The sequence below is a fragment of the Streptomyces sp. GL_141 genome (assembly GCF_057834385.1).
Genome location: NZ_CM174402.1, coordinates 1,019,911 through 1,041,251, shown reverse-complemented (window position 1 = coordinate 1,041,251; position 21,341 = coordinate 1,019,911). Strand labels below are relative to the sequence as shown.

At 70.6% G+C, this 21,341-nt stretch carries 28 protein-coding genes and 3 pseudogenes; 12 read left to right on the top strand and 19 right to left on the bottom strand.

Annotated features, from left to right (window positions below; genetic code table 11):
• Positions 1-31 precede the first annotated feature (31 nt).
• Positions 32-250 carry an MbtH family protein gene (locus tag AC3IX6_RS04590; protein ID WP_365781151.1) on the top strand — a complete coding sequence of 73 codons (219 nt, stop codon included), beginning with the start codon at positions 32-34 and terminating at the stop codon, positions 248-250.
• A 196-nt stretch (positions 251-446) separates the two neighbouring features.
• Here the strand turns inward: AC3IX6_RS04590 and AC3IX6_RS04585 are convergent, their stop codons facing one another.
• Positions 447-779: a hypothetical protein gene (locus tag AC3IX6_RS04585; RefSeq protein ID WP_489368958.1), complete on the bottom strand. Its 333-nt coding sequence runs from the start codon at positions 777-779 to the stop codon at positions 447-449.
• Between the two features lie 453 nt (positions 780-1,232).
• Between AC3IX6_RS04585 and AC3IX6_RS04580 the strand changes: the two genes are divergently transcribed.
• Entirely contained in the window at positions 1,233-1,778 is a 546-nt protein-coding gene (locus AC3IX6_RS04580) for a transposase (protein WP_489368957.1), read from the top strand.
• 208 nt (positions 1,779-1,986) lie between these two features.
• Here the strand turns inward: AC3IX6_RS04580 and AC3IX6_RS04575 are convergent, their stop codons facing one another.
• The gene (locus tag AC3IX6_RS04575) at positions 1,987-2,763 is read right to left on the bottom strand and encodes a hypothetical protein (RefSeq protein ID WP_489368956.1); all 777 of its coding nucleotides are present in this window, start codon (positions 2,761-2,763) and stop codon (positions 1,987-1,989) included.
• Positions 2,764-3,364: 601 nt separating this feature from the next.
• On the opposite strand from AC3IX6_RS04575, the gene AC3IX6_RS04570 reads away from it, so the two are divergent.
• Positions 3,365-3,517 carry a hypothetical protein gene (locus tag AC3IX6_RS04570; protein WP_489368955.1) on the top strand — a complete coding sequence of 51 codons (153 nt, stop codon included), beginning with the start codon at positions 3,365-3,367 and terminating at the stop codon, positions 3,515-3,517.
• Positions 3,518-3,567: 50 nt separating this feature from the next.
• On the opposite strand, the pseudogene AC3IX6_RS04565 reads toward AC3IX6_RS04570, so the two are convergent.
• From AC3IX6_RS04565 to AC3IX6_RS04545, 5 genes and pseudogenes are all read right to left on the bottom strand, one after another.
• Positions 3,568-3,855: pseudogene (locus tag AC3IX6_RS04565) on the bottom strand (tyrosine-type recombinase/integrase); the annotation flags it as partial.
• Positions 3,856-4,292: 437 nt separating this feature from the next.
• Positions 4,293-4,619: a thioredoxin gene (gene trxA / locus AC3IX6_RS04560; RefSeq protein ID WP_489368954.1), complete on the bottom strand. Its 327-nt coding sequence runs from the start codon at positions 4,617-4,619 to the stop codon at positions 4,293-4,295.
• Positions 4,620-4,646: 27 nt separating this feature from the next.
• The gene (gene trxB, locus AC3IX6_RS04555; protein ID WP_489368952.1) at positions 4,647-5,618 is read right to left on the bottom strand and encodes a thioredoxin-disulfide reductase; all 972 of its coding nucleotides are present in this window, start codon (positions 5,616-5,618) and stop codon (positions 4,647-4,649) included.
• A gap of 4 nt (positions 5,619-5,622) precedes the next feature.
• Positions 5,623-6,042, bottom strand: a complete 420-nt coding sequence (locus AC3IX6_RS04550; protein WP_112449157.1) for an arsenate reductase ArsC — start codon at positions 6,040-6,042, stop codon at positions 5,623-5,625.
• A gap of 49 nt (positions 6,043-6,091) precedes the next feature.
• Positions 6,092-6,724, bottom strand: coding sequence for an arsenate-mycothiol transferase ArsC (locus tag AC3IX6_RS04545; RefSeq protein WP_489368951.1), 633 nt, complete (start codon positions 6,722-6,724; stop codon positions 6,092-6,094).
• A gap of 76 nt (positions 6,725-6,800) precedes the next feature.
• Between AC3IX6_RS04545 and AC3IX6_RS04540 the strand changes: the two genes are divergently transcribed.
• From AC3IX6_RS04540 to AC3IX6_RS04530, 3 genes are read left to right on the top strand one after another with little or no spacing between them, the layout of a single operon-like run.
• Positions 6,801-7,115 (top strand): ArsR/SmtB family transcription factor, encoded by a 315-nt coding sequence (locus tag AC3IX6_RS04540; protein WP_330296862.1) that lies wholly within the window; start codon positions 6,801-6,803, stop codon positions 7,113-7,115.
• A gap of 41 nt (positions 7,116-7,156) precedes the next feature.
• Entirely contained in the window at positions 7,157-7,951 is a 795-nt protein-coding gene (locus AC3IX6_RS04535; RefSeq protein ID WP_489368949.1) for an aquaporin, read from the top strand.
• Positions 7,948-9,009, top strand: coding sequence for an ArsO family NAD(P)H-dependent flavin-containing monooxygenase (locus tag AC3IX6_RS04530; protein WP_489368947.1), 1,062 nt, complete (start codon positions 7,948-7,950; stop codon positions 9,007-9,009). Before AC3IX6_RS04535 ends, AC3IX6_RS04530 begins: the two co-directional genes overlap by 4 nt.
• A 73-nt stretch (positions 9,010-9,082) precedes the next feature.
• Here AC3IX6_RS04530 and AC3IX6_RS04525 read toward each other — a convergent pair whose 3' ends face one another.
• The 7 genes and pseudogenes from AC3IX6_RS04525 to AC3IX6_RS04495 all read right to left on the bottom strand — a co-directional run bounded on the left by AC3IX6_RS04525 (position 9,083) and on the right by AC3IX6_RS04495 (position 12,610).
• On the bottom strand, positions 9,083-9,322 hold the full coding sequence (locus AC3IX6_RS04525; protein ID WP_489368946.1) for a hypothetical protein: 240 nt from the start codon (positions 9,320-9,322) through the stop codon (positions 9,083-9,085).
• Positions 9,323-9,430: 108 nt separating this feature from the next.
• Positions 9,431-9,577 carry a hypothetical protein gene (locus AC3IX6_RS04520; RefSeq protein ID WP_489368945.1) on the bottom strand — a complete coding sequence of 49 codons (147 nt, stop codon included), beginning with the start codon at positions 9,575-9,577 and terminating at the stop codon, positions 9,431-9,433.
• Positions 9,578-9,615: 38 nt separating this feature from the next.
• On the bottom strand, positions 9,616-10,410 hold the full coding sequence (locus AC3IX6_RS04515; RefSeq protein ID WP_489368944.1) for a permease: 795 nt from the start codon (positions 10,408-10,410) through the stop codon (positions 9,616-9,618).
• A 31-nt stretch (positions 10,411-10,441) separates the two neighbouring features.
• Positions 10,442-10,549: pseudogene (locus AC3IX6_RS04510) on the bottom strand (ArsR family transcriptional regulator); the annotation flags it as partial.
• A gap of 75 nt (positions 10,550-10,624) precedes the next feature.
• The gene (locus AC3IX6_RS04505) at positions 10,625-10,825 is read right to left on the bottom strand and encodes a DUF2180 family protein (protein ID WP_489368943.1); all 201 of its coding nucleotides are present in this window, start codon (positions 10,823-10,825) and stop codon (positions 10,625-10,627) included.
• The gene (arsB, locus tag AC3IX6_RS04500; protein ID WP_489368942.1) at positions 10,825-11,949 is read right to left on the bottom strand and encodes an ACR3 family arsenite efflux transporter; all 1,125 of its coding nucleotides are present in this window, start codon (positions 11,947-11,949) and stop codon (positions 10,825-10,827) included. Before arsB ends, AC3IX6_RS04505 begins: the two co-directional genes overlap by 1 nt.
• A 262-nt stretch (positions 11,950-12,211) precedes the next feature.
• Entirely contained in the window at positions 12,212-12,610 is a 399-nt protein-coding gene (locus tag AC3IX6_RS04495; protein WP_489368941.1) for a heavy metal-responsive transcriptional regulator, read from the bottom strand.
• Positions 12,611-12,693: 83 nt separating this feature from the next.
• Here AC3IX6_RS04495 and AC3IX6_RS04490 point away from each other — a divergent pair, with 83 nt between their 5' ends.
• Positions 12,694-13,677: an alkylmercury lyase family protein gene (locus AC3IX6_RS04490; RefSeq protein ID WP_489368939.1), complete on the top strand. Its 984-nt coding sequence runs from the start codon at positions 12,694-12,696 to the stop codon at positions 13,675-13,677.
• 90 nt (positions 13,678-13,767) lie between these two features.
• Positions 13,768-14,316, top strand: a complete 549-nt coding sequence (locus AC3IX6_RS04485; RefSeq protein WP_489368938.1) for a DinB family protein — start codon at positions 13,768-13,770, stop codon at positions 14,314-14,316.
• Here AC3IX6_RS04485 and AC3IX6_RS04480 read toward each other — a convergent pair.
• Entirely contained in the window at positions 14,309-14,803 is a 495-nt protein-coding gene (locus AC3IX6_RS04480) for a GNAT family N-acetyltransferase (RefSeq protein ID WP_489368937.1), read from the bottom strand. The genes AC3IX6_RS04485 and AC3IX6_RS04480 overlap by 8 nt on opposite strands.
• Positions 14,800-15,165 (bottom strand): ArsR/SmtB family transcription factor, encoded by a 366-nt coding sequence (locus tag AC3IX6_RS04475; protein ID WP_327278991.1) that lies wholly within the window; start codon positions 15,163-15,165, stop codon positions 14,800-14,802. The genes AC3IX6_RS04480 and AC3IX6_RS04475 overlap by 4 nt, the downstream gene beginning before the upstream one ends.
• A gap of 124 nt (positions 15,166-15,289) precedes the next feature.
• On the opposite strand from AC3IX6_RS04475, the gene AC3IX6_RS04470 reads away from it, so the two are divergent.
• Both AC3IX6_RS04470 and AC3IX6_RS04465 read left to right on the top strand, forming a co-directional pair.
• Positions 15,290-16,657, top strand: coding sequence for an NAD(P)-binding domain-containing protein (locus AC3IX6_RS04470; RefSeq protein ID WP_489368935.1), 1,368 nt, complete (start codon positions 15,290-15,292; stop codon positions 16,655-16,657).
• A gap of 5 nt (positions 16,658-16,662) precedes the next feature.
• Complete coding sequence (locus tag AC3IX6_RS04465; RefSeq protein ID WP_489368934.1) at positions 16,663-17,901, top strand: MFS transporter; 1,239 nt, start codon at positions 16,663-16,665, stop codon at positions 17,899-17,901.
• Positions 17,902-18,067: 166 nt separating this feature from the next.
• Here AC3IX6_RS04465 and AC3IX6_RS04460 read toward each other — a convergent pair.
• A pseudogene (locus AC3IX6_RS04460) lies at positions 18,068-18,199 on the bottom strand (winged helix-turn-helix transcriptional regulator); the annotation flags it as partial.
• A 64-nt stretch (positions 18,200-18,263) separates the two neighbouring features.
• Here AC3IX6_RS04460 and AC3IX6_RS04455 point away from each other — a divergent pair.
• A complete protein-coding gene (locus AC3IX6_RS04455; protein ID WP_489368932.1) occupies positions 18,264-18,575 on the top strand; it encodes an EthD family reductase in 312 nt (103 codons plus the stop codon).
• Between the two features lie 105 nt (positions 18,576-18,680).
• On the opposite strand, the gene AC3IX6_RS04450 is transcribed toward AC3IX6_RS04455, so the two are convergent.
• Positions 18,681-19,118: a MarR family winged helix-turn-helix transcriptional regulator gene (locus tag AC3IX6_RS04450; protein ID WP_489371331.1), complete on the bottom strand. Its 438-nt coding sequence runs from the start codon at positions 19,116-19,118 to the stop codon at positions 18,681-18,683.
• Between the two features lie 154 nt (positions 19,119-19,272).
• Between AC3IX6_RS04450 and AC3IX6_RS04445 the strand changes: the two genes are divergently transcribed.
• Positions 19,273-20,403: an NADH:flavin oxidoreductase gene (locus AC3IX6_RS04445; protein ID WP_489368931.1), complete on the top strand. Its 1,131-nt coding sequence runs from the start codon at positions 19,273-19,275 to the stop codon at positions 20,401-20,403.
• A gap of 17 nt (positions 20,404-20,420) precedes the next feature.
• Here AC3IX6_RS04445 and AC3IX6_RS04440 read toward each other — a convergent pair whose 3' ends face one another.
• Complete coding sequence (locus AC3IX6_RS04440; protein WP_489368929.1) at positions 20,421-21,275, bottom strand: class I SAM-dependent methyltransferase; 855 nt, start codon at positions 21,273-21,275, stop codon at positions 20,421-20,423.
• Positions 21,276-21,341: the final 66 nt, after the last annotated feature.

Sequence of the window (21,341 nt, the reverse complement as noted above, 5' to 3'; positions counted from 1 at the left end):
CACTCCACACACCAAAGGAATTGAGGACGTCATGACGAACCCGTTCGAGAACGAGAACTACTCCTACCTGGCACTGGTCAACGACGAAGGCCAGTTCTCCCTGTGGCCCGCATTCGCCGAGGTGCCCGCAGGCTGGACAGTCGTCCGCGGCCCTGCGGACAGGGACGTCTGCCTCGGCCACATCAACGAGCACTGGACGGACATGCGCCCCAAGAGCCTCGTCGCAGCGATGAGCGCCACAGCGGTCTGAGCAGAAAACCAGTAGGAGGCCCGGCCGCCCGGCGGCCGGGCCTCCTACCGTCCACCCGTCCACGCACGGGTCCGCCTGCTCGAACGCCTGCCGGGCACCCCTGACGTCTCGATGACGTGGCGCTGCTTCGCGGGTGTTCCCGGCGCCGAGCGCCGTGCTGCTCGCCGCGGCCCTCCCGGGCCGGGCCCGGACGAGGTCACAGCCGCTTGAGTCCGACGTACTGGAGGGCGGCGAAGCCACCGACCACCAGGCTCTGCAGCACGGTCCAGACCGCGCCGACGCCGGTCGGGGACAGCAGGCCGGAGCCCACCGCCACCAGGCTGAGCACGACCCACAACAGGTTCGCCACGATGACCGCCGTCAGTCCCGTGCGGTTGATCTCCTTCCGCGTCCCGAGGGCCAGCACTCCCAGCGAGTAGAGGAGCAGGAACACCCCGACCGGGTATTGGACCGCCGTCGGGACGCCGAAGAAGGATTCGAGGACCGTGGCGAGCGCCAGGTAGGCGATGCCGTTGAGACCGGTGACCACGGCGTCCAGCCTGAGCGCCAGCCTCGCGAAACCGTCGGATCCTGTCGCCCTTGCGGATGAGGCAACCCGGTCGTACTGCGTCGAAGCCACTGTCGTCTTCCTCTCGTACATCAGGGCGTTGCCCTGATCGGAAGCGGCCTCTCGGTGGGGCCGCTGATCGGTGCCGAAGGTAGGCGGGCCCACGGAAGGGCATCAATGACCTCCGAGGTAATCAGCCGGTCACCGCCAACGGCCCAGCAGCCCCGTCGGACCGGCGTGGCCATGAACTGCCGGGCCACGGGGATGCCAGGAACTCCCGTGAGTCATAACAGGTTTCCAAGGGCCTCCTGCGCCAAAGGCGACAACTGCCGCGTCCCCACCAGTTCACTCACGCAGGGAGCAACGACTCAGAACCCCAATTCTTCCGGATCAATAAGACCGTGTCCTATGTGGTGAGGCGTCGTTGATGTCGGTATGGGGCGGGGTACTTGGAGTTGGATTGTTCCGGACGGGCTGTGGGAGATCGCGGAGCCGCTGATCCCACCGTCGAAGGTGCGCCCGCAGGGCGGCGGGACGCAGGACACCCCTGATGAGACGCTGTTCGCGGCGATCATCTCGGACGCGAACGGACTGCCCCTCATCGTCGGCGTCACCGCGGCCAACACCCACGACAGCCTTGCCCTGAAGCCCATGGTCATGGGCCACCAAACGAGACACGACCCCTACCGCGGCCGCCACTTCAAACCCCAACGCCTCCACGCCGACAAGGCGTACGACGTCCCCCACCCGCGAAAATGGTTACGCGGCAAACGGATCGGAGTCCGTATCGCACGCAAGGGCATCGAGTCATCGGAACGGCTTGGCCGCCGCAGATGGGTGATCGAGCGGACGATGTCCTGGCTGACCGGCTACCGCCGGCTCAACCACCGCTACGAACGCGATCCCCGCAACTACCTGGCCTTTCTCGGACTTGCCGCCGCCATCTGCTGCTTCAAGCGGCTCGCCCGCCTCACCACATAGGACACGGTCTAAGAGCCGCATTCAGGCAGGGCAGGCGGGGTGCGATCTCCAGCACGCCGGCGGATGTCGACTTCACTGGCCTGGACGGCAATTCCGCGCCGCAACGCCTGGTGTCCGGTTCGTGCAGCGAGGTGGCAGCGTATGGCGCGTGGGCTTCGGAGGACACCTTGGTGGTGAAGCCGAAACCGACGCGGTACCCCGGCACCCGTCAGTCGGTCAGCCGGCACACCCGGTCGTCGTCCGTCACCTCGTAGACGTCGATGTGCAGGAGTTGTCGGGTGTGGGCCGGCACGCGTGCGGCGGCCTTGAGGGAGGAGGACGGCACGACGAGGGCGTAGCGCGTGTGCGGGTCCTGGCTCGTCATGCGGCGCAGCAGTTGGCCATAGGCGATGTCGGCGTCGATGCCTTTCTCACTGGTGCGGCCCTTGGCCTCGCAGATCAGCCGTTCCCGGCCGCGTACGGCTTCCAGGTCGGTCCACCGGTCCGTGGGATCGATGGGTGTCCAGCCTTTGGCCAGCAGCCAGGTGCGGAAGGTGTCGGTGACCCGGTCCTCGTCACTGGCGCGGGCCAGGATCTTCTTCAGTGCCGCCAGGTCGGCCGCTTCGTTGCGGCGCAGTCGTCCGCGGCCGTCCGCATCCAGGTCGGCGGGGCGGATGAGGACCAGGCGCAGCCCGTGCGCGGGGATCTGCTCATCGCGCCGGGCGTCGTACAGGGCGCGCTGCTCGCCGCGGTGGACACCGCTGACGGTGAGGCGGTTCGGCTTGTCAAAGTGAGGCATCGGCTGGTCGTGCTGCAGTTCGCGGTACTCGACCACCAGCTGATGGCCCGGCCAGAAGGCGTCGACCGGCAGTTGGACTCGACGGCCGCCTGATCCCGGATCTCCGAGCAGCCACTCGAACCTGTGCTGCGTCAGGGCGTTCTCCCTGAGGATCCGCTCGCACAACCCAACGACGTACGCCTCATCGCTGCCATCTCTCGTTGCCATGACCGGGCATCCTGCCACCCCCCATGGATCAGCAGCACCGGGCTGGCGAACCCAGAGCCTCGCCGCGCAGAAGACCGGCAACGACAAAGAGGCCGACTTGGCGGTCAACGCCCTGGCCCAGTCCGGTTCCCGAGCGAACGGCCGGGTCGGCGGAGGGCACTCCCGTCAGTCGAGGCGGAGGGCCTGGCGACCATAGAGCGCCTGGGGCGACTCCTGGCGTTGGCGTGAGAACGACAGCGACCTGGGGCGTCGAGCCGAACGGAAGCGGGCCCGAGGGCCAGGTGGCGCCCCCTGGGGGCCAGTTGGGGACCAGCGCCCACGTCGATGGGCGCACAGCATGTACGTATGCGCACGCTGCGCGCCTTGAGATTGTGCTGTATGTCCTGATTTTTCCTCCGGCCCACTGGGGGTCAAGGGGTCGCAGGTTCAAATCCTGTCGTCCCGACCATTGCGGAAACGCAGGTCGGAGGCCGTTCTCTCATCCACGAGAGGACGGCCTTTTCCATGCCCGGAATGCTGGTGGTCGCAGTGTGGTCGCACGCCAGCTTCGGGGCTGGTCCGCCATGGTGCTGAACATGGGCGGGGCGGGGGAGCGGAACCGGTGGAAGGCTTCGCGGAGGCGCTGGACGTGGTCGCCTGGTGGTCGCAGCCACGCTGGCCGGTCCGTCCGGCGGCCGGTCCTCTCGGCTTCGGTGAGTGTGTGGTCGATGGTGTCGACGGCTTCGCGGGCGGCCTGTTGGGTGAGGTGCTGTAGAGGTTCGCGGTGGTCGAGGGGGTGGAGTGCCGCAGCGTCTTGGAGACCACGGTGAGCGGGACTCCGGCGGTGATGGTGATCGTGGCGGCCAGGTGCCGCAGGTCGTGAACGGTCACCCGCGGTACGCCAGCCGCTTTGGAGAGTTGCCGGAACCGGTCGAGGACGGTGTGGGGTCGCAGGGGTTGGCCGTCGGGTGTGCAGAAGACGAGTCCGGTGAATGGATCGCTGGGGTCGCTGTGGCGGCGGGCCCTTGACCGGGCCCGGTGCTCGAGTGCGGTGGCGACGCGGGGTGAGACGGCGACCCAGTTCCGGCTGGAACGTGTCTTGGGCGTGGTGATGACGAGGCGGTTGTTGTCGATTGCGGAGAGGGTGCAGCGGACGTACAGAACCTGTTCGGGCAGGTGGACGTCGTCCCAGTGATCATGCCGGGCACTCGGTCAGCGCCACCGTCCAGACGGGTCACACGGTCGTGGTGGAGGTTCTCGTCGACGGCAAGGAGACCGGGCATGCCACGACGCATGACGACCACCCCGTCACTGTGCCGGTTGAGCTGCCCACTGATCCGCCGACGGCGGTGGCGGTGCGCGCTACGCCGGGCGGTGTGCCGCGCTGCTTCCCAGAGGTTGCCGGGACCGAGCCGCAGGTCGTGTCTCTGCGCCCGTATCGACCCCCTGGCCCGCCCGCAAGGACGACGCAGGTCTCAGCACGCCCGAACGGGCAAGTGGTGACCATCGTGTGCTGGGCACCAATTGCCCGTTCGGCCAACGGTGCCGGATCAGGCCTTGAGCAGGTCGCGCAATTCGCGCTCGATGGCAGTCTTGGGCTTGGCGCCGACGATGGTTTTGGTGACCCGGCCTCCGATGAAGACGTTCATCGTGGGGATGGACATGACTCCGTACGCGGCGGCCGTTTCCGGGTTCTCGTCGATGTTCAGCTTGACGATTTTGATCCGGTTGCCGTGTTCGGCGGCGATGGCTTCGAGTGACGGGGTGAGCTGGCGGCAGGGGCCGCACCAGGCTGCCCAGAAGTCGACGAGTACGGGCTTGTCGCTCTGGAGGACGTCCTCGATGAAGGATGCGTCGGTCACGCTCTTGAGGGCCATGGTGCGGCCTCCTCTCTTGTGTGGTGGTTAGCGTGCGTCGGCGAGGGCGGCGAGGTACCGCTCTGCGTCGAGGGCGGCGGCGCAGCCGGTGCCGGCGGCGGTGATGGCCTGGCGGTAGGTGTGGTCGACGACGTCGCCCGCGGCGAAGACGCCGGGAAGGCTGGTGCGCGTGGACGGGGAGTGGACCTTGAGGTAGCCCTCGGCGTCCAGGTCGAGCTGTTCGGTGAAGAGCTCGGTGCGCGGGTCGTGACCGATGGCGATGAAGAGGCCCGTCACGTCGAGGTGTTGGGTCTCTTCGGTGATCACGTTGCGGACGGTGAGGCCGGAGAGCATGCCGTCCTTGTCGTCCAGTTCGGTGATCTCGCTGTCGAAGAGGAAGGAGATCTTGTCGTCCGAGAAGGCTCGGTTCTGCATCACCTGGGAGGCGCGCAGGGTGGAGCGGCGGTGGACGATGGTGACGGAGCGGGCGAAGCGGGTGAGGAAGGTGGCTTCTTCCATGGCGGTGTCGCCGCCGCCGACCACGACGATGTCGCGGTCGCGGAAGAAGAACCCGTCACAGGTGGCGCACCAGGACACCCCGCGGCCGGACAGTTCTTCCTCCTTCGGGAGGCTGAGCTTGCGGTAGCCGGAGCCCGTCGCGATGATCACCGCCTTCGCGCGGTGGACGGCGCCCTCGGAGTCGGTGACTTCCTTGATGGTGCCGGTCAGGTCGACGGAGACGATGTCGTCGTCGATCATCTCGGCGCCGAACTTCTCGGCCTGGGCCCGCATGTTGGTCATGAGGTCCGGGCCGTCGACGCCGTCCGGGAAGCCGGGGAAGTTCTCGACCTCGGTGGTCGTGGTGAGGGAGCCACCGACGAAGATCGAGCTGCCGAACAGCAGGGGCTTCAGCTGGGCGCGGGCCGTGTAGAGGGCTGCGGTGTATCCGGCGGGGCCGGAGCCGATGATGATGACGTCGCGTATGCCGTCGTCAGCGCCGGTGGTGGTCGCGTCGGTCACGGGGTCAGGCCTGCTTCTTGGCGTCGATCTCGGCGATGAGACCCTCGATGAGGCCCTTGATCTCGTCGCGGATGGGGCGTACGGCCTCGACGCCCTGGCCGGCCGGGTCTTCGAGCTGCCAGTCGAGGTAGGTCTTGCCGGGGAAGTACGGGCAGGCGTCGCCGCAGCCCATGGTGATGATGTAGTCCGATGCCTGCGCGGCCTCGGGGGTGAGGACCTTCGGCTTCTGGTCGGAGATGTCGATGCCCAGCTCGGCCATGGCGGCGACGGCGGAAGGGTTGATCTGCTCGCCGGGCACGGATCCGGCGGAGCGGACCTCGACGCGGTCGCCGGCCAGGTGGCGGAGGAACCCGGCGGCCATCTGGGAACGGCCCGCGTTGTGGATGCAGACGAACAGGACGGAGGCGGCAGGAGCGGAGGACATCTGTTCTTCCTTGGGGTGAGGCGACTGCGGTGGGGATGCGGGACGAGCTTTACGGTGCGAGCTGGGTGAGGAGCTCGCTGATCTGGGCGTCGATGGCGTCGCGGATGTCGCGGACGATGGCGATCGGCGCTCCGTCGGGGTCGGCGACGGGCCAGTCGAGGTAGCGGCGGCCGGGCACGACGGGGCAGGCGTCGCCGCAGCCCATCGTGATCACGATGTCGGCCGCCTCGACGACTTCCGAGGTCAGCGGCTTGGGGTAGGCGTCGGTGAGGTCCGCGCCCGCCTCGGTGAGGGCCTGGGCGATGTGCGGCTCGACCTCGTCGGCGGGGTGGGTGCCTGCCGAGGAGACGGCGACGCGCTCGCCCGCCCGGTGGGCGAGGAGGGCTGCGGCCATCTGGGAGCGGCCCGCGTTCTGGCTGCACACGAACAGGACCCGCGTCCGGCCGCCGCTCGTCAGTCCCTGGGTGTGGGCGAGGGCGTCCAGGCGCTCGGCGGTCAGCCGCTCCGCCAGCACGACCAGGTGCGTACGGATCCGGGCGTGCTCGGCGAGCCGGATGTAGGAGTCGGCGAGCAGGCCGAGGACGGTTTCCGGCGCGAAGTGGCCGGCGTACCGGGTGGCGAGACGGGCCGCCCCTGTGGCCAGGCGTTCGTCCGGCAGGAGGGGCGAGGAGGGCGTGGGCATGGCGATCCCGTTCAAAGGAGCCAATAGGGTCAGCTCGGGCTGGTGTCAGCCCCAACTGATGTGACAGTATCAGCCCATGATGACGTCAGTCGACACTGAACTGATCCGAGTCCTGGCAGACCCCCTCAGGCTTCAGATCGTGACCCTGCTCTCCCGCGAGACGCTGTGCACCACGCACCTCGTGGAGGAGACCGGTGCCAAGCAGACCAACCTCTCCAACCACCTGAAGGTGCTCAGAGAGGCCGGGGTCGTGGAGACGGAACCGTGCGGCCGCTTCATCTACTACAGACTCCGCCCGGAAGTCATCGAGGCCATCGCCGGTCAGTTCGCCGGCCTCGCGCAGGCCGCGCGTGCCACTTCCGAGGCGAACATCAAGCGGTCCTGCCCATAGCCCGCTTGGTTTCCCCCTCACCTGCCCGAGGAGAACCTGCCTTGTCCGTCACCGAGCCCGTCGCCGCCGCCCCCGCAGTGGATGCCGCGATACCCGTCGACGTGCCCCAGCCCGTAGCCGGCGCGAGCGCGCCCGCCATCCCGCTGGTAGCTCGCGCCGCCGCCGAACTCGTCGGGACGGCCGCGCTCGTCGCGGTCGTCGTCGGGTCCGGCATCCAGGCCACGAAGCTCACCCAGGACGTGGCCCTCCAGCTGCTGGCCAACTCCACCGCCACGGTCTTCGGCCTCGGCGTCCTGATCGCCCTCCTCGGCCCGGTCTCCGGAGCCCACTTCAACCCGGTCGTCAGCCTCGCCGAGTGGTGGACCGGCCGACGCAGCGGAGCGGGCGTCACCGCCCGCGAGCTGGCCGTCTACGTGCCCGCGCAGATCGCCGGCGCCATCGCGGGCGCGATCCTGGCCGACGCGATGTTCGGCGAGCCCCTGGTCAAGTGGGCCACCCACGACCGCTCCGCCGGGAACTTGCTGCTCAGCGAGGTCGTGGCCACCGCCGGCCTGATCATGCTGATCTTCGGCCTGGCGCGGACCGACCGCCTGCGCTTCGCGCCCGTGGCCGTCGCCTCGTACATCGGCGCCGCGTACTGGTTCACTTCCTCCACCTCCTTCGCGAACCCGGCCGTCACGATCGGCCGCGCCTTCACCGACACCTTCGCGGGCATCGCCCCCGCCTCTGTGCCTGCGTTCGTGGGTGTGCAGCTCGTGGGCGCGGTTGTGGGTCTGGCCTTGGTCGCGGTCATCTTCATGCGCGGGAAGACCGAGGGCGGGTCGCCCGCGGCATGACGCAGCACACGGATGTGGTGGTGATCGGTGGCGGCCAGTCCGGGCTCGCCGCCGGCTACCACCTGCGCCGCCTAGGCATCGAGCACGTCATCCTCGACGCCCAGGCGGCACCGGGCGGGGCCTGGCAGCACACCTGGGACTCGCTGCGGCTGTTCTCGCCGGCCGCGTACTCCTCGCTGCCGGGCCGCTTCATGCCCGGCCAGGACGGCGAGGTCTATCCCGACGCGGCGCACGTGGTCTCGTACCTCGCCGACTACGAGAAGCGGTACGAGCTCCCCGTCCAGCGGGGCGCGTGGGTCTCGGCCGTCCACCGGGACGGCGACCGCCTGCGCGTGGAGACCGACTCCGGCGACTGGGGAGCCCGCGCGGTCGTCAGCGCCACCGGGACCTGGACCCGCCCCTTCCTGCCTGCCGTTGCGGGCCGGCGGGAGTTCCGAGGCCGCCAGCTCCACACCGTGCAGTACCGCAGCCCGGCCGAGTTCGCCGGGCAGCGCGTCATCGTGGTGGGCGGAGGCAACTCCGGAGCCCAGATCGCCGCCGACCTCGCGCCCAGCACGCAGTTGACCTGGGTCACGCAGCGCCCGCCCCGTTACCTCGCCGACGACATCGACGGCCGGGCACTCTTCGATGCCGCCACCGCCCGTCGCAAGGCGCTGGACGCGGGCAGCACCGACACCGGCGGGGTCGCCACCCTCGGCGACATCGTGGCCGTACCGCCCGTACGCGCTGCTCGCGATGCCGGACTCCTGCACGCGAAGCCGATGTTCACCCGGCTCACCGCCACCGGCGCCGAGTGGGCCGAGGGCACCTTCGCCGAAGCGGACGCGGTCATCTGGTGCACCGGCTTCCGCCCCGCACTCGCCCACTTCGCGTCGATGCGGCTGCGTGGCGCCCACGGTCACATCACCACCGTCGGCACCCGGGCCGTCGACGAGCCGCGGCTGCACCTGCTCGGCTACGGCGACTGGACCGGCCCGGCCTCGGCCACCCTCATCGGCGTCGGCCGCCCCGCCCGCGACGCGGCCCGCGAGATCGCACAGCTGCTGGGCCGCCGCTGACGCGTGGCACGGCAGAGGGCAGGACGCCCCGACCGGTGCGCGGGTCGGGGCGTCCTGCCTTCGTGTAGGCCCGTCACGTGCCGGAGTGGTCGATCACGTTGCCGTTGGAGCAGTTGTTTGCGTGGTCGCCGACCCAGTCGCCTAGGACCGGTACGACGGCGACCTCCTGCATGCAGACGGCGGCGGCCGTGAAGTTCCAGTTGTTCGCCGCGTTCACGCCACCCCCGAAGTTGGAGTCGTTGTCGGCGTGGGCCACGGGAGCTGCGAGGGACAGAGCGAGCGCGGGCAGTACCGCGAGCATGATCTTCTTCATGACGGGGGAACGACCAGGACCGGGATGAGGATGCGCCGGCCTCGGGTGCGAACGCTCGATCACCGCTGCGACGGGGCGCCCTTGCCGTACGGGTGGTCCGCGTGCGGTTCAGCTGTCAGAGCCGCCGCGGGCATCGGCCTGCTGCTGAGGGTCGGTCTCGTCCTCTTCGATGATCTGGACGTCGCAGCAGTCGGAGGCGGGCGCATTGTCGTTCTTGCCGAAGAGCTTGGCGAAGAGGCCGGTCTTGGTGCTCATGAGCTGCATCTCCTGGGTGGCTTGAGGAAGCGGGATGGTCAGGCGAGCAGGGGGACGAGGAATCCGCCGGCCAGTGCGAGGGCGAAGACCGAGGTGGCGAAGGTGGTCAGCAACCTGGGCTTGAACAGCTTCGTCAGGAGGGTCAGTTCGGGCGGGCTGATGGTGGCCGCCGCAATGACGAAGGCGAAGACGGCGCCGAGGTTCATGCCGCGTTCCATCAGGGCGAAGCCAATGGGCAGCGCGGTCTCGGCCCGCATGTAGAGGGGGATCGCGATCAGCGCGGCGAGCGGGATGGCGTACCACTTGCCGTCTCCGGCCACGGCGGCCATGAGGTCGGTGGGCACGGCCCCGTAGATGAGCGCGCCGATCGATACGCCGATCAGCATCGGCTTGACCATGGGCTTCAGCTCGATCACGGCCTCGCGCCGGGCGCCGGGGAGTTCGGCGCGCAGGCCGCGCCAGGGCGCGTACTCCTTCTCCTGGCCACCGGTGACCCGTACGCGCTTGACCTGCGAGGAGAAACCGAAGCGGTGCATGCCGTGCGCGATGAGCAGGGTCCCGACGGCGGCGACGGCAGTGAAGCTGACGGCCATCTTCCAGCCGAACAGGGCGCCGACGGCGACGAACACGAACGGGTCCAGGATCGGCGAGGCGATCAGGAAGGCCACGGCGGTGGAGAACGGCACTCCGGCACGGAGGATGCCGGCGAGGACCGGGATCGTCGAGCACGAGCAGAAGGGGGTCAGTGCGCCGAAGGCGGTGCCTTTGACCATGCCCTTGAGGTGGCTTCCGCCGAGCCATTGGGCGAGCTTCTCGGGTCCGGTTCTGCGCATCAGCAGGGTGACGAGGAAGCAGCTCCTGCTCGCGCAGGGGGGCCAGGTGGTGGCTGACCAGGGTCTGACTCAGCCCGGTGGCCTTCTGGAGCTCCTTGACCGTGCGCGGGCGCTCGGCGATCAGGAGCATCAGGGTCAGGCGGGTCTCGTCTCCCAGGGCGCGGAGCTTGGGGGCCAGGAGGCGGGGCCGAGTCGGTCCGTGCGTTCGGGCTGGTCAGCGGTTGTCGGCCTGTGCGCAGGGGAAGCAGCGCACGCTCCGGGCCGGGGTCTCGCTGGGCGGCGCCAGGAGGGGCCGCCTGCGGACCTCGTACGCGACCACGCGTGCGTGGTTGGTGCAGACGGCGGCGCCGCAGCCTCGGCAGATGCCGACGGCCGGGGTTGCGGTCCCTTGGGTGTGGCAGTCGAGGCAGTGCATCAGCGCGCGCCCTCGTTGGGGGTCGCTGCCCGCTCCGTCGTGAACCTCTTGCGCCAGGCCAGGGATACGTAGACCAGGCCGATCAGGACGGGGACCTCGATGAGGGGGCCGACGACTCCGGAGAGGGCCTGGCCGCTGGTGACGCCGAAGGTGGCGATGGCGACGGCGATGGCCAGCTCGAAGTTGTTGCCGGCGGCCGTGAACGCGAGGGTGGCGGTGCGGTCGTACGCGAGGCCGATGGCCTTGCCGAGGGCGAAGGTGCCGCACCACATCACCGCGAAGTAGACGAGGAGCGGGAGCGCGATGCGGGCGACGTCCAGGGGCTGCGAGGTGATGGTCCTCCCCTGGAGGGCGAAGAGGATGACGATCGTGAAGAGCAGGCCGTACAGGGCCCAGGGGCCGATCTTCGGCAGGAACTTCGCCTCGTACGCGTCGCGCCCGAGCTTCTTCTCGCCGATGCGGCGGGTGAGGAAGCCCGCGAGGAGCGGGATGCCGAGGAACACGATCACGTTCAGGGCGATGTGCCAGACCGGCACGTCCAGGCCCTGGCCGTCTCCGAGTCCGAGCCGGCGGGGCAGCAGATCGAGGTAGAACCAGCCCAGCGCACCGAAGGTGATGACCTGGAAGACGGAGTTGAGGGCGACCAGGACAGCGGCGGCCTCGCGGTCGCCGCAGGCGAGGTCGTTCCAGATGACGACCATGGCGATGCAGCGGGCCAAGCCGACGATGATCAGGCCGGTGCGGTACTCGGGCAGGTCCGGCAGGAAGGTCCATGCCAGCGCGAACATCAGCGCCGGGCCGACGATCCAGTTGATGACCAGCGAGGACACCATCAGCTTCCGGTCGCCGGTCACCGCGTCGAGCTTGTCGTACCGGACCTTGGCCAGCACCGGATACATCATGACCAGCAGCCCGATGCCGATGGGCAGCGAGATCCCGCCGACCTCGACCTTGGCGAGCGCGTCATTCAGGCCGGGGACGAGCCGCCCGAGTCCCAGGCCGACACCCATCGCCAGCAGGATCCACACCGCCAGGAAGCGGTCCAGTGTGGACAGCTTGCGCACGATCGAGGAGTTCTCGGCGCCCGGCGGCTGCACGGTCGGGCCGGGTTCGGTCGCGGTCATGGAGGGGACTCGCTTTCGGTTCTGTGCGGTGAGAGGCGAACGCGCGGCGCGATGCGCCGCGTCGTCGAGGAGCCGCAGTCGGCAGGGGGCGCCCTGCGAAGTCGATCGGATGGAACCGATCACATCAGCATCAACTGATGTCAGCTCACGCTGATGCTCTCACATCAGTTGAACCTGATGCCATTGGAGCCTGACATCAGCCCTGAATGGCCCAGTGGGGTATTCCCCGCTCGCCTCGCCGCCGCGCTTCGCCATCCGGATGTCAGGGCTGCCGGAGGATGGTGCAGATGTCGCCTTCCGGGCAGGACTCCGGATCCGTCGCGGCTGCTCGGCGGCCCAGGCCGGTCAGCAGGGCGCGGGTCTTGCGGAGGTCCGCCATGCGCTGCTCGATCTGGTCGAGGTGCGAACTGATGAGGCGGGCGACGTGGCCGCACGGGGCCTCGCCGCTGTCGCGGAGTTCGAGGACCGAGCGGATCTCGGCGAGGGTGAGGCCGGCGCCCTGTGCGTCGCGGATGAACGCCAGCCGGTTCACGGCCTCCGGCGCGTAGTCGCGGTACCCGGCCGCCGTGCGGGGCGGGGCGGACAGGAGTCCGGCCTGCTCGTAGAAGCGGATGGTCTTGGCCGTCACATGGCCGGCCGCCGCGAGGTCACCGATGCGCATCCCTCCACGCTACGCCTTGACCTTCCAGCGCACTGGAAGGTCTACGGTCGGGCGACAAGCCACGAATGGGGAGCGCAGCGGAAATGCGGATCACGATCCTGACGGTGCCGGACTGCCCGAACGCTCCCGTGGTCCGGGAGCGGATCACCGCCGCGCTCGGCGCCCGGAGCGCCGAGGTGGAGGTCGTCGAAGTACGCGAGCAGGAAGAGGCCGCCCGCTGGGGCATGACCGGCTCGCCTACCGTGCTGCTCGACGGGGCCGACCCGTTCGCGGTGGCCGGTGCTCCGCCGAGCGTGTCCTGCCGCCTCTACCGGGACGCGGACGGCCGGGTGGACGGGGCGCCGAGCGTGGAGGACCTGCGCCAGGTGTTGTCCGGTGCGGCTCTCGCCCGGGAGCCCGCCGGGGGCCAGGAGTGCTGCGAGGCGGACTTGCTCGATCCGATCGGGCGGGCCGGCCGGGGCCGGCGAGCCCCGGACGAGCGTGGTCTGCGCGTCGTCCACCAGGCGGTGCTGCGGCACTTCACCACCGAGGGCGCGGCGCCGGAGGCGTCCGTGCTGGAGGCCGTCGCCGCCCTCGCCGGCCGGACCGCCGCCGGCGTGCTGGCCGAACTGGACCGGGAGGACTTCCTGGCCCTCGACGAGGCGGGGCGGATCCGGGCGGCATACCCGTTCTCCGCGGTCCGGACCCGGCATCGCGTGCGGCTGCCCGGAGGAGTGGAGGTGTGGTCGATGTGCGCCGTCGACGCGCTCGGCATCTCCGCCATGCTCGGCGGCCAGGACGTACGGATCTCCTCCTCGGACCCCGTCAACGGCGAGCCGGTCACCGTCGCCTTCACCGGCGGCACCGCCCGATGGGAGCCGGCGGACGCCGTCGTGTTCGTCGGCCGCCGCGCGGGCGGTGGCCCTGCCGCCACGGTGTGCTGCGACGCGCTGAACTTCTTCACCGGACGCGCCTCGGCCGAGCAGTGGCGGCAAGAGCACCCCGAGGTCCACGGCCAGGCCGTCGGCCAGGACCGGGCCGTCGAGATCGCAGAGCAGACCTTCGGCCCGCTCCTCCAGGACGATTGACGCACCCGGCGCCGGTGAGAGGCAGCCCTGGAGCGGGCATCATCAAAGCCCGGGGCGGAGCCCCGGACCCCGACCGAGAGCCGGCAGGTCATGGCGAATCCGACCCCGATGGACCGGCAGGCCGTGTACGACGACTACGAGCGCGCCCGCCAGACCTTCCACCGCCTCCTCGACACCGCGTCGCGGGACGAGCTCGCCAGGCCCTCCAGCGGCACCAAGTGGACCAACGAACAGCTGCTGTGGCACATGCTCTTCGGCTTCATGGTCGTCCGGGCACTGCTCGTCCTGGTGCGCGTCCTCGGGCGGCTCCCCCGCAAACTCGGCAGGGGGTTCGCGCGGGCACTGAACGCGGGCACCGCGCCCTTCGACCTGGTCAACTACCTGGGTCCGTGCGGGGCGGTGAAGGTGTACGGGCCGCGTCGCATGGGCGCCGCATTCGACCGGGTCACCGACTCGCTGCTACGTCATCTCGACGCGGAGCCGGAAGCGGGCCTGGCACGCGGTATGCACTACCCCGTCCGGTGGGACCCGTTCTTCAAGGACTGCATGACCCTCGCGGACATCTACCGCTACCCGACCCGGCACTTCGACTTCCACCACCGCCAGCTCACCCTCGACGGCGGGAGCACGGTCAGCTGATCGCCGGGCTGCGGCGCTCCAGCAGGACGACGTCGCGCCACACCCCGTGATGGAGGCCGATGCGCTCGCGGGTGCCGATGACGCGGAAGCCGGCCCGCTGGTGCAGGGCCAGGCTCGGGGTGTTCTCGGGGAAGATCCCGGACTGGATCGTCCAGATGCCCGCCGCCTCGGTCGAGGCGATCAGCGTGTCCAGCAGGGCGCGGGCGACGCCGCGGCCCCGGGCGCCGGGGTGGACGTAGACGGAGTGCTCGACCACGCCCGCGTACGCGCAGCGGTCGGAGACCCTCGACGCCGCCACCCAGCCGAGCAGCTTCCCGCCCGGGTCGACTGCGGCGAAGCGATGCTCCGACAGCTTTGCCGTGTCGAAAGCTGCCCAGGTGGGGGCCTCGGTCTCGAAGGTGGCGTTGCCCTCGTCGATCCCGGATTGGTAGATCGCCAGGGCCGGGTCCGCGTGTGCCCAGGTCAGCGGCTCGATGCGCAGGCTCATACGGTTCCGGCCCGGGTGAGGATGGCGCCCATGGCGGTGAGCACTGCGGGCTCCACGCGGTAGTAGACCCAGGTGCCGCGCCGCTCGGAAGAGAGCAGGCCGGCGTCCTTCAGCTTCTTCAGGTGGTGGGAAACGGTCGGCTGGGAGACGCCCACATCCGAGATGTCGCACACGCACGCCTCGCCGCCCTCGTGCGAGGCGACGGCGGAGAAGAGCCGCAGGCGCACGGGATCGCCCAGGGCCTTGAACATCAGCGCAGTCCGCTCGGCCTCCTCGGCCGTCAGCGGGCGCTCCGTCAGCGGCGGGCAGCACGCCGCGACGGCGTCCGGCTCCAGCAGGGGCAACACCTTCGTGGTCGACATGCCTCCATCATCCCGAGAAATTAGATGGATGTCTATGTTGACGAACGTCGATGTGAGGTGTCAGTCTGGAGCCGTCAGGACATCGACAAACGTCGAAGCAGTGAAGTAGTCAGGGGAGCCCGTCGTGAACGCATCCACCGAAGCCCTGCCCGTCGTCGTGATCGGAGCCGGTCCGATCGGCCTCGCGGCCGCGGCCCGGCTCGTCGAGCGGGACATCGAGCCCCTCGTACTGGAGGCGGGCCCCGCCGCGGCCTCCGCGGTCCGCGCATGGGCCCACGTACGCCTCTTCTCCACCTGGGGCGAGGTCGTCGACCCGGCCGCCGAGAAGCTCCTCGCCCCCACCGGCTGGACCAAGCCCGACGCCGACACCTACCCCTCCGGCGGCGACTGGGCCAACCTCTACCTCCAGCCCCTCGCCGACGTCCTCGGCGCGCGCGTCCGCTACGACGCGACCGTCACCGGCGTCTCCCGCACCGGCCGCGACCGCATCGTCGACGCCGACCGCGCGGACCAGCCCTTCGTCATCCACTACACCGCCGCCGACGGCACCGAGGCCCGCGTCTTCGCCCGCGCCGTCATCGACGCCTCCGGTACGTGGTCCACCCCCAGCCCGGCCGGCGGCAGCGGCCTGCCCGCCCTCGGCGAGAAGGTCGCGGCCGACCGCATCGCGTACCGCGTCCCGGACCTGAAGGACCCCGCTGTCCGCGCCCGTTACGCCGGGAAGCGCACCGCCGTCATCGGCTCCGGCGCCTCCGCCTTCACCGCCCTGGCCTACCTCGCCGGCCTCGCCCAGGCGGACGGCGGCGCCGGGACGCACGGGGTGTGGATCCTGCGCCGCGGCATCTCCGGGTCGACCTTCGGCGGCGGCGAAGCCGACCAGCTGCCCGCCCGCGGCGCCCTCGGCCTCGCCGCGAAGGCCGCCATCGACGGCGGATACGCCGACGCGGTCACCGGCTTCCGCACCGAGACCATCGAGCGCGACTCCGACGGCCGCCTGGTCCTCGTCGGCGAGGACGGACGCCGCCTCGACCCCGTCGACGAGCTCATCGTCCTCACGGGCTTCCGCCCCGACCTCACCTTCCTCGGCGAACTCCGCCTCGGCCTGGACGAACGCCTCCAGGCCCCGACCGAGCTGGCCCCGCTGATCGACCCCAACCAGCACTCCTGCGGCACCGTCTACCCGCACGGCGCCGCCGAGCTCTCCCACCCGGAGCAGGACGTCTACCTCGCCGGCATGAAGTCCTACGGCCGCGCCCCCACCTTCCTGGCCATGACCGGCTACGAGCAGGTCCGCTCCATCGCCGCCGCCCTCGCGGGCGACCACGAAGCCGCAGAGCGAGTCGAACTGACCCTCCCCGAGACCGGAGTCTGCGGCGGCGCCGGCCTCTTCGACCAGCCCGCGGCAGCCGAGGAGACCAGCGGCGGAGGCTGCTGCGCCGCCCCGGCCACCCTCACCATCGGCGCCCCCGCCACCGTCTCCGGCGGCTGCTGACCGAGGTGACCAACACTCAGGCCGACGTGGCCGCGACCGGGACGGGGGTCCAGTCGCGGCCACGCGGCGTCCTCCCAGCCCTCTGCGCCACCCAGATCACGAGCTGGGGCGTCGTCTACTACGCCTTCCCCGTCCTGCTCCCACGCGTGACGGCCGACACCGGGTGGTCCACCAACGCCGCGACCGCCGCGTTCTCCCTCGCCCTCGTCGTCTCGGCCGTCGCCGGCATCCCCATCGGCCGGATACTCGACCGCTGCGGACCTCGCGCCGTGATGACCACCGGATCCGTGATCGGCACCCTGGCCATCCTCCTCATCGCAGCCGCCCCGAACCTGCCCGTCTTCACCTGCGGTTGGATCCTCGCGGGCATGGCCATGGCCGCCACCTTCTACCCACCGGCCTTCGCCGCCCTCACCCGCTGGTGGGGGGCCGACCGGGTCCGGGCCCTGACGATCGTCACCCTCGCAGGCGGGCTGGCCTCCACGGTCTTCGCTCCGCTGACCGCGGCCCTGGCGGAACACCTCAGCTGGCGAGCCACCTACGTCGTCCTTGCCGTGATCCTTGCCGCCATCACCATCCCCGCCCACGCCCTCGCCCTACGCGCTCCCTGGCCCCCGGCCCTGCCCGCCAGGGCGTCAACCGACCACACCCCGGTCGCCCGTAGCCGCCCCTTCCTGCTCTTGGCCGTCGCCTTCACCCTCTCCGGCTTCGCGATGTACGCCGTCGTCATGGGCATCATCCCGCTCCTCACCGAACGCGGCGCCAGCGCGACAACCGCCGCCTGGGCACTGGGACTCGGCGGCGTCGGCCAGACCCTCGGCCGCACCTTGTACACCGGCCTGTCCGCCCGCACCTCGGTCACCACCCGCACCGTCGTCCTGATCGCCCTGGGCGGCGCGACGACCGCGGCCTTCGCCCTCGTCCCTGGCCCGATGCCCCTGCTGATCGCCCTCGCGGTCCTGGCAGGTGTCGTACGCGGCAACCTGACCCTGCTCCAGGCCACCGCGGTCACCGACCGCTGGGGCACCACCCACTACGGCCGCCTCTCAGGACTCCTCGGCGCCCCGGCCCACATCGCGGGAGCCCTGGCCCCCTGGGCCGGCGCGGCCCTCGCGGGCCCACTCGGCGGCTACCCCCACTTCTTCGCGGCCCTCGCCTCGCTCTCTGTTGTGGCCGCCTGCCTTGCATTGAGCGCCTCCGGGGAGGGCAGTCGCGGCCGGGCGGAGATTGCGCACCGCCCATGAGGCGATCGCTCGGCCGCAGTCCGGTTGGGGCGTACTGCAGGCCTCGCTGCCGGGTGCCTGATGGCAGGGCAGAGTCTGCTGTCTGGGGACCAGTTGGGGACCACACGGTGTGCGCGATGGCGCACGATCGAGCCTCCTGTGCACAACTCGCACCCCAATTAAGTCTGTTCGATGTGAGCTCGCGGAGCCGCTGGTGGAGGACGCTGGATGACAGCCCTTCGCACCGTGCCAGCAGCGCGCGGGCGCCGAGCGGCCCCGCGCGCAGTTCCCAGAGGATGCGCAGTGCCCACCGACGGCCGCCCTGCGGGAACCGTCGTACGGCGAGTGGGGCAGCCGGCTGACGTCTCTGGACGGAGGTCGTCATGCATAAACTCGTCGTCCTGTATCCCGAGCCCGCCGACCCTGACCACTTCCGCGACTACTACGTGACCAAGCACCTTCCGCTGGTCATGAATTGGCCCGGCCCGCTTGCGCGGCGCTACAGCTTCGACGTGGCGGGGCTCGAGGGGGAAGCGCCGTATTTCGCGGTCTTCGAAGCCGAGTTCGCCGACGCCGCCGCCATGGACGCGGCGCTGGCGTCGCCGCACGGCCGGCGACTGGCCGCCGATGTCGCCCACTACGCCACCGGCGGCGCGGTCATCATTCACTATCCGCTGCGGGACGGCGCCGGCTGAGGCGGGCCGGTACGCGCCGGGATGCGTTCGGCCGGCCGCTTGAGGCCAGGTCCGGCTAGCGGCGTAGCGGCGTAGTGGCGGGCGCGGACCGGTGTGCGGTCGCTGCTACGGCTGCGGGGTGCCGTCTTCCTCCGTGCGCGGCCAGTGTCGTCCTTCGAGGGACTCGGCGCTGCGGTTGAGGCGGATCAGGGCCTCCTCGAGCTGCCGGACTTCCTCGGGGGACCAGTCGGCGACCACCCGGGCCAGGCAGGACCGGTTGACCTCGCGGTCTTCGGTGAGGCGGCGTCCGCCTTCGTCCGTGATGCGCAGCTTGCGGGCCATGCCGCCGTCCGGGTCGGGGACGCGCTCGGCCAGTCCGCAGCGCAGCAGCGCGGCCGTCTGGCGGTTCACGGTCGAGGTGTCGAGTGCGAAGGCCTCCGACAACTGCCCGATGGACATGGGGCCTTGGGTGTCGATCCGGCAGAGCAGTAGGTAGGCCGACCGCTCCAGGCGTTCGGGGTCGCGCTCGCGCCGGGCCAGCACCTGGTGTCGCGCGAGGAGCATCAGCTCCCGCTCCAGTTTCTCCAGCACTGCGCCTCTCCGTTCCTTCGGACCGCCCCATTGTTGCGGACCTCTGCAATATGCATGATACATAGCGTGTGTACTATGCACTTCTCGTCGTCACCCGGCGAGCCACAGCTCAACCCGGAGGACCCGCATGACCGTCACCACGTCCACCGCCTCCCGCGCGGCCGAGATCCTCTCCCGGCCCGTCCGGCTGAACGGCCTGACCGTCCCCAACCGCATCGCGATGGCGCCGATGACCCGGATGTTCTCCCCCGACGGCGTGCCCGGCGAGGACGTGCGGGCGTACTACGCCAGCCGGGCCGCCGCGGGTGTGGGTCTGATCGTCACCGAGGGCACCTACGTCGGTCACGAGTCCGCCGGGCAGAGCGACCGGGTGCCGCGGTTCCACGGTGAGGAGCAGCTGGCGGGGTGGGCGAAGGTCGCCGCGGCCGTGCACGAGTCGGGCGGCACGATCGTGCCCCAGCTGTGGCACATAGGCATGGTGCGCAAGCAGGGCGAGGCGCCGTACCCCGATGCCCCCGCCGTGGGCCCCTCCGGCATCCGCGTCGACGGCACCGAGGGGACCGGCAAGGCGATGACCCGCGCCGACCTCGACGAGGTCATCGGCGCGTTCGCCGACGCCGCGGCGCAGGCCGCGCGGATCGGCTTCGACGGTGTCGAACTGCACGGCGCGCACGGCTACCTGATCGACCAGTTCCTGTGGGAGCGGACCAACCGCCGCACCGACGCCTACGGCGGCGACGCGGTGGCCCGTACGAAGTTCGCCGCGGAGATCGTGGCCGCGGTCCGCGAGCGCGTCCCGGCCGACTTCCCGGTGATCTTCCGCTACTCCCAGTGGAAGCAGGAGGCCTACGACGGGCGGCTCGCGCAGACCCCCGCGGAACTGGAGGCCGTCCTGGCCCCGCTGGCGGCGGCCGGCGTCGACGCGTTCCACGCCTCCACCCGGCGCTACTGGATCCCGGAGTTCGAGGGCTCGGACCTGAACCTGGCGGGCTGGACCAAGCGGCTCACCGGCCGGCCCACCATCACCGTCGGCTCGGTCGGCCTCGACGGCGACTTCCTGCGCGCCTTCGCCGGCGAAGGCGCGGCGCTCGGCGACATCGACAACCTCCTGGACCGCATGGAACGCGAGGAGTTCGACATGGTCGCCGTCGGCCGGGCGCTGCTCCAGGACCCGCAGTGGGCGGCGAAGGTCCTCGGCAACCGCTTCGACGAGCTGAAGCCGTACGACGCGGCCGCCCTCAAGTCGCTCAGCCGGTAGCCGGTGGCCGGTGGCCGTCAGGCCGGGCGCGTCGCGTGGATGGTCCAGGTCGCCGAGGCGTAGAGGACGCCGTCGGCGGTCTCGTGGGCGGTGAGGGTGGCTCTCAGGTCGTCGACCGCGCGCCGCCGGCCCGCGTCGTCGAGTCCGTCGAGCATCCAGCCGAGCATGCCGAGGATGAACCGCTCCGCGTCGGCGGAGTCCTCGCCGAACCACATCGCCTCGCTGTGGGGTTCCAGCCGGATCCCGGTGAAGCCGGCGGCCCCGAGCACGGTCCGGACCCGCTCCGGGTCCGCGAGCCCGAACGGTCCGGGAGCGCCGGACGCGGGCGTGGGCAGCGGGCGTCCGGCGGCCAGGGCCCGGGTGAACGAGAGGAACCACTCGTTCTCCACCGCCGCCTGCCAGACCAGTTGTACGAGGCGTCCGCCGGGTCGCAGCGCGCCGGCGATGTTGCGGAAGGCGGCGACCGGGTCGGCGAAGAACATCGTCCCGGTGCGGCTGACGGCCACGTCGAACGCCGCGGCGGGGAAGGGGTGGACCTGGGCATCGGCCTGGACGAAGTCGGCGTTGTGCGGTCCTCCGGCGGCCGTACGCTGCCGTGCCACCCGCAGCATCGCCGCCGACAGGTCCACGCCCAGGGCCCGGCCGCCGCTCGCCCGTCGCGCGGCGTCGCGGGTGGTCTCGCCGGTGCCGCAGCCGATGTCCAGCACCCGGTCGGCGGCGGCCAGGCCGGCCGCGGCGAGGAGGTGCGGGTGGTGGGCGCGGATCGCCCGGTCGTACCGATCGGCGTGTTCCGCCCAGTAGGCGCCCTCCTGGCCGTCCCAGGCACGGGCCTGCTCGGCGTTGGCGGGATCGACCCGGAGCGTGCTGATCATGACCATCACCGCCTATGCTGGCAAATAGTCCCAAAGGGACTATTTCCGGAATACGCCTCGAGGCTG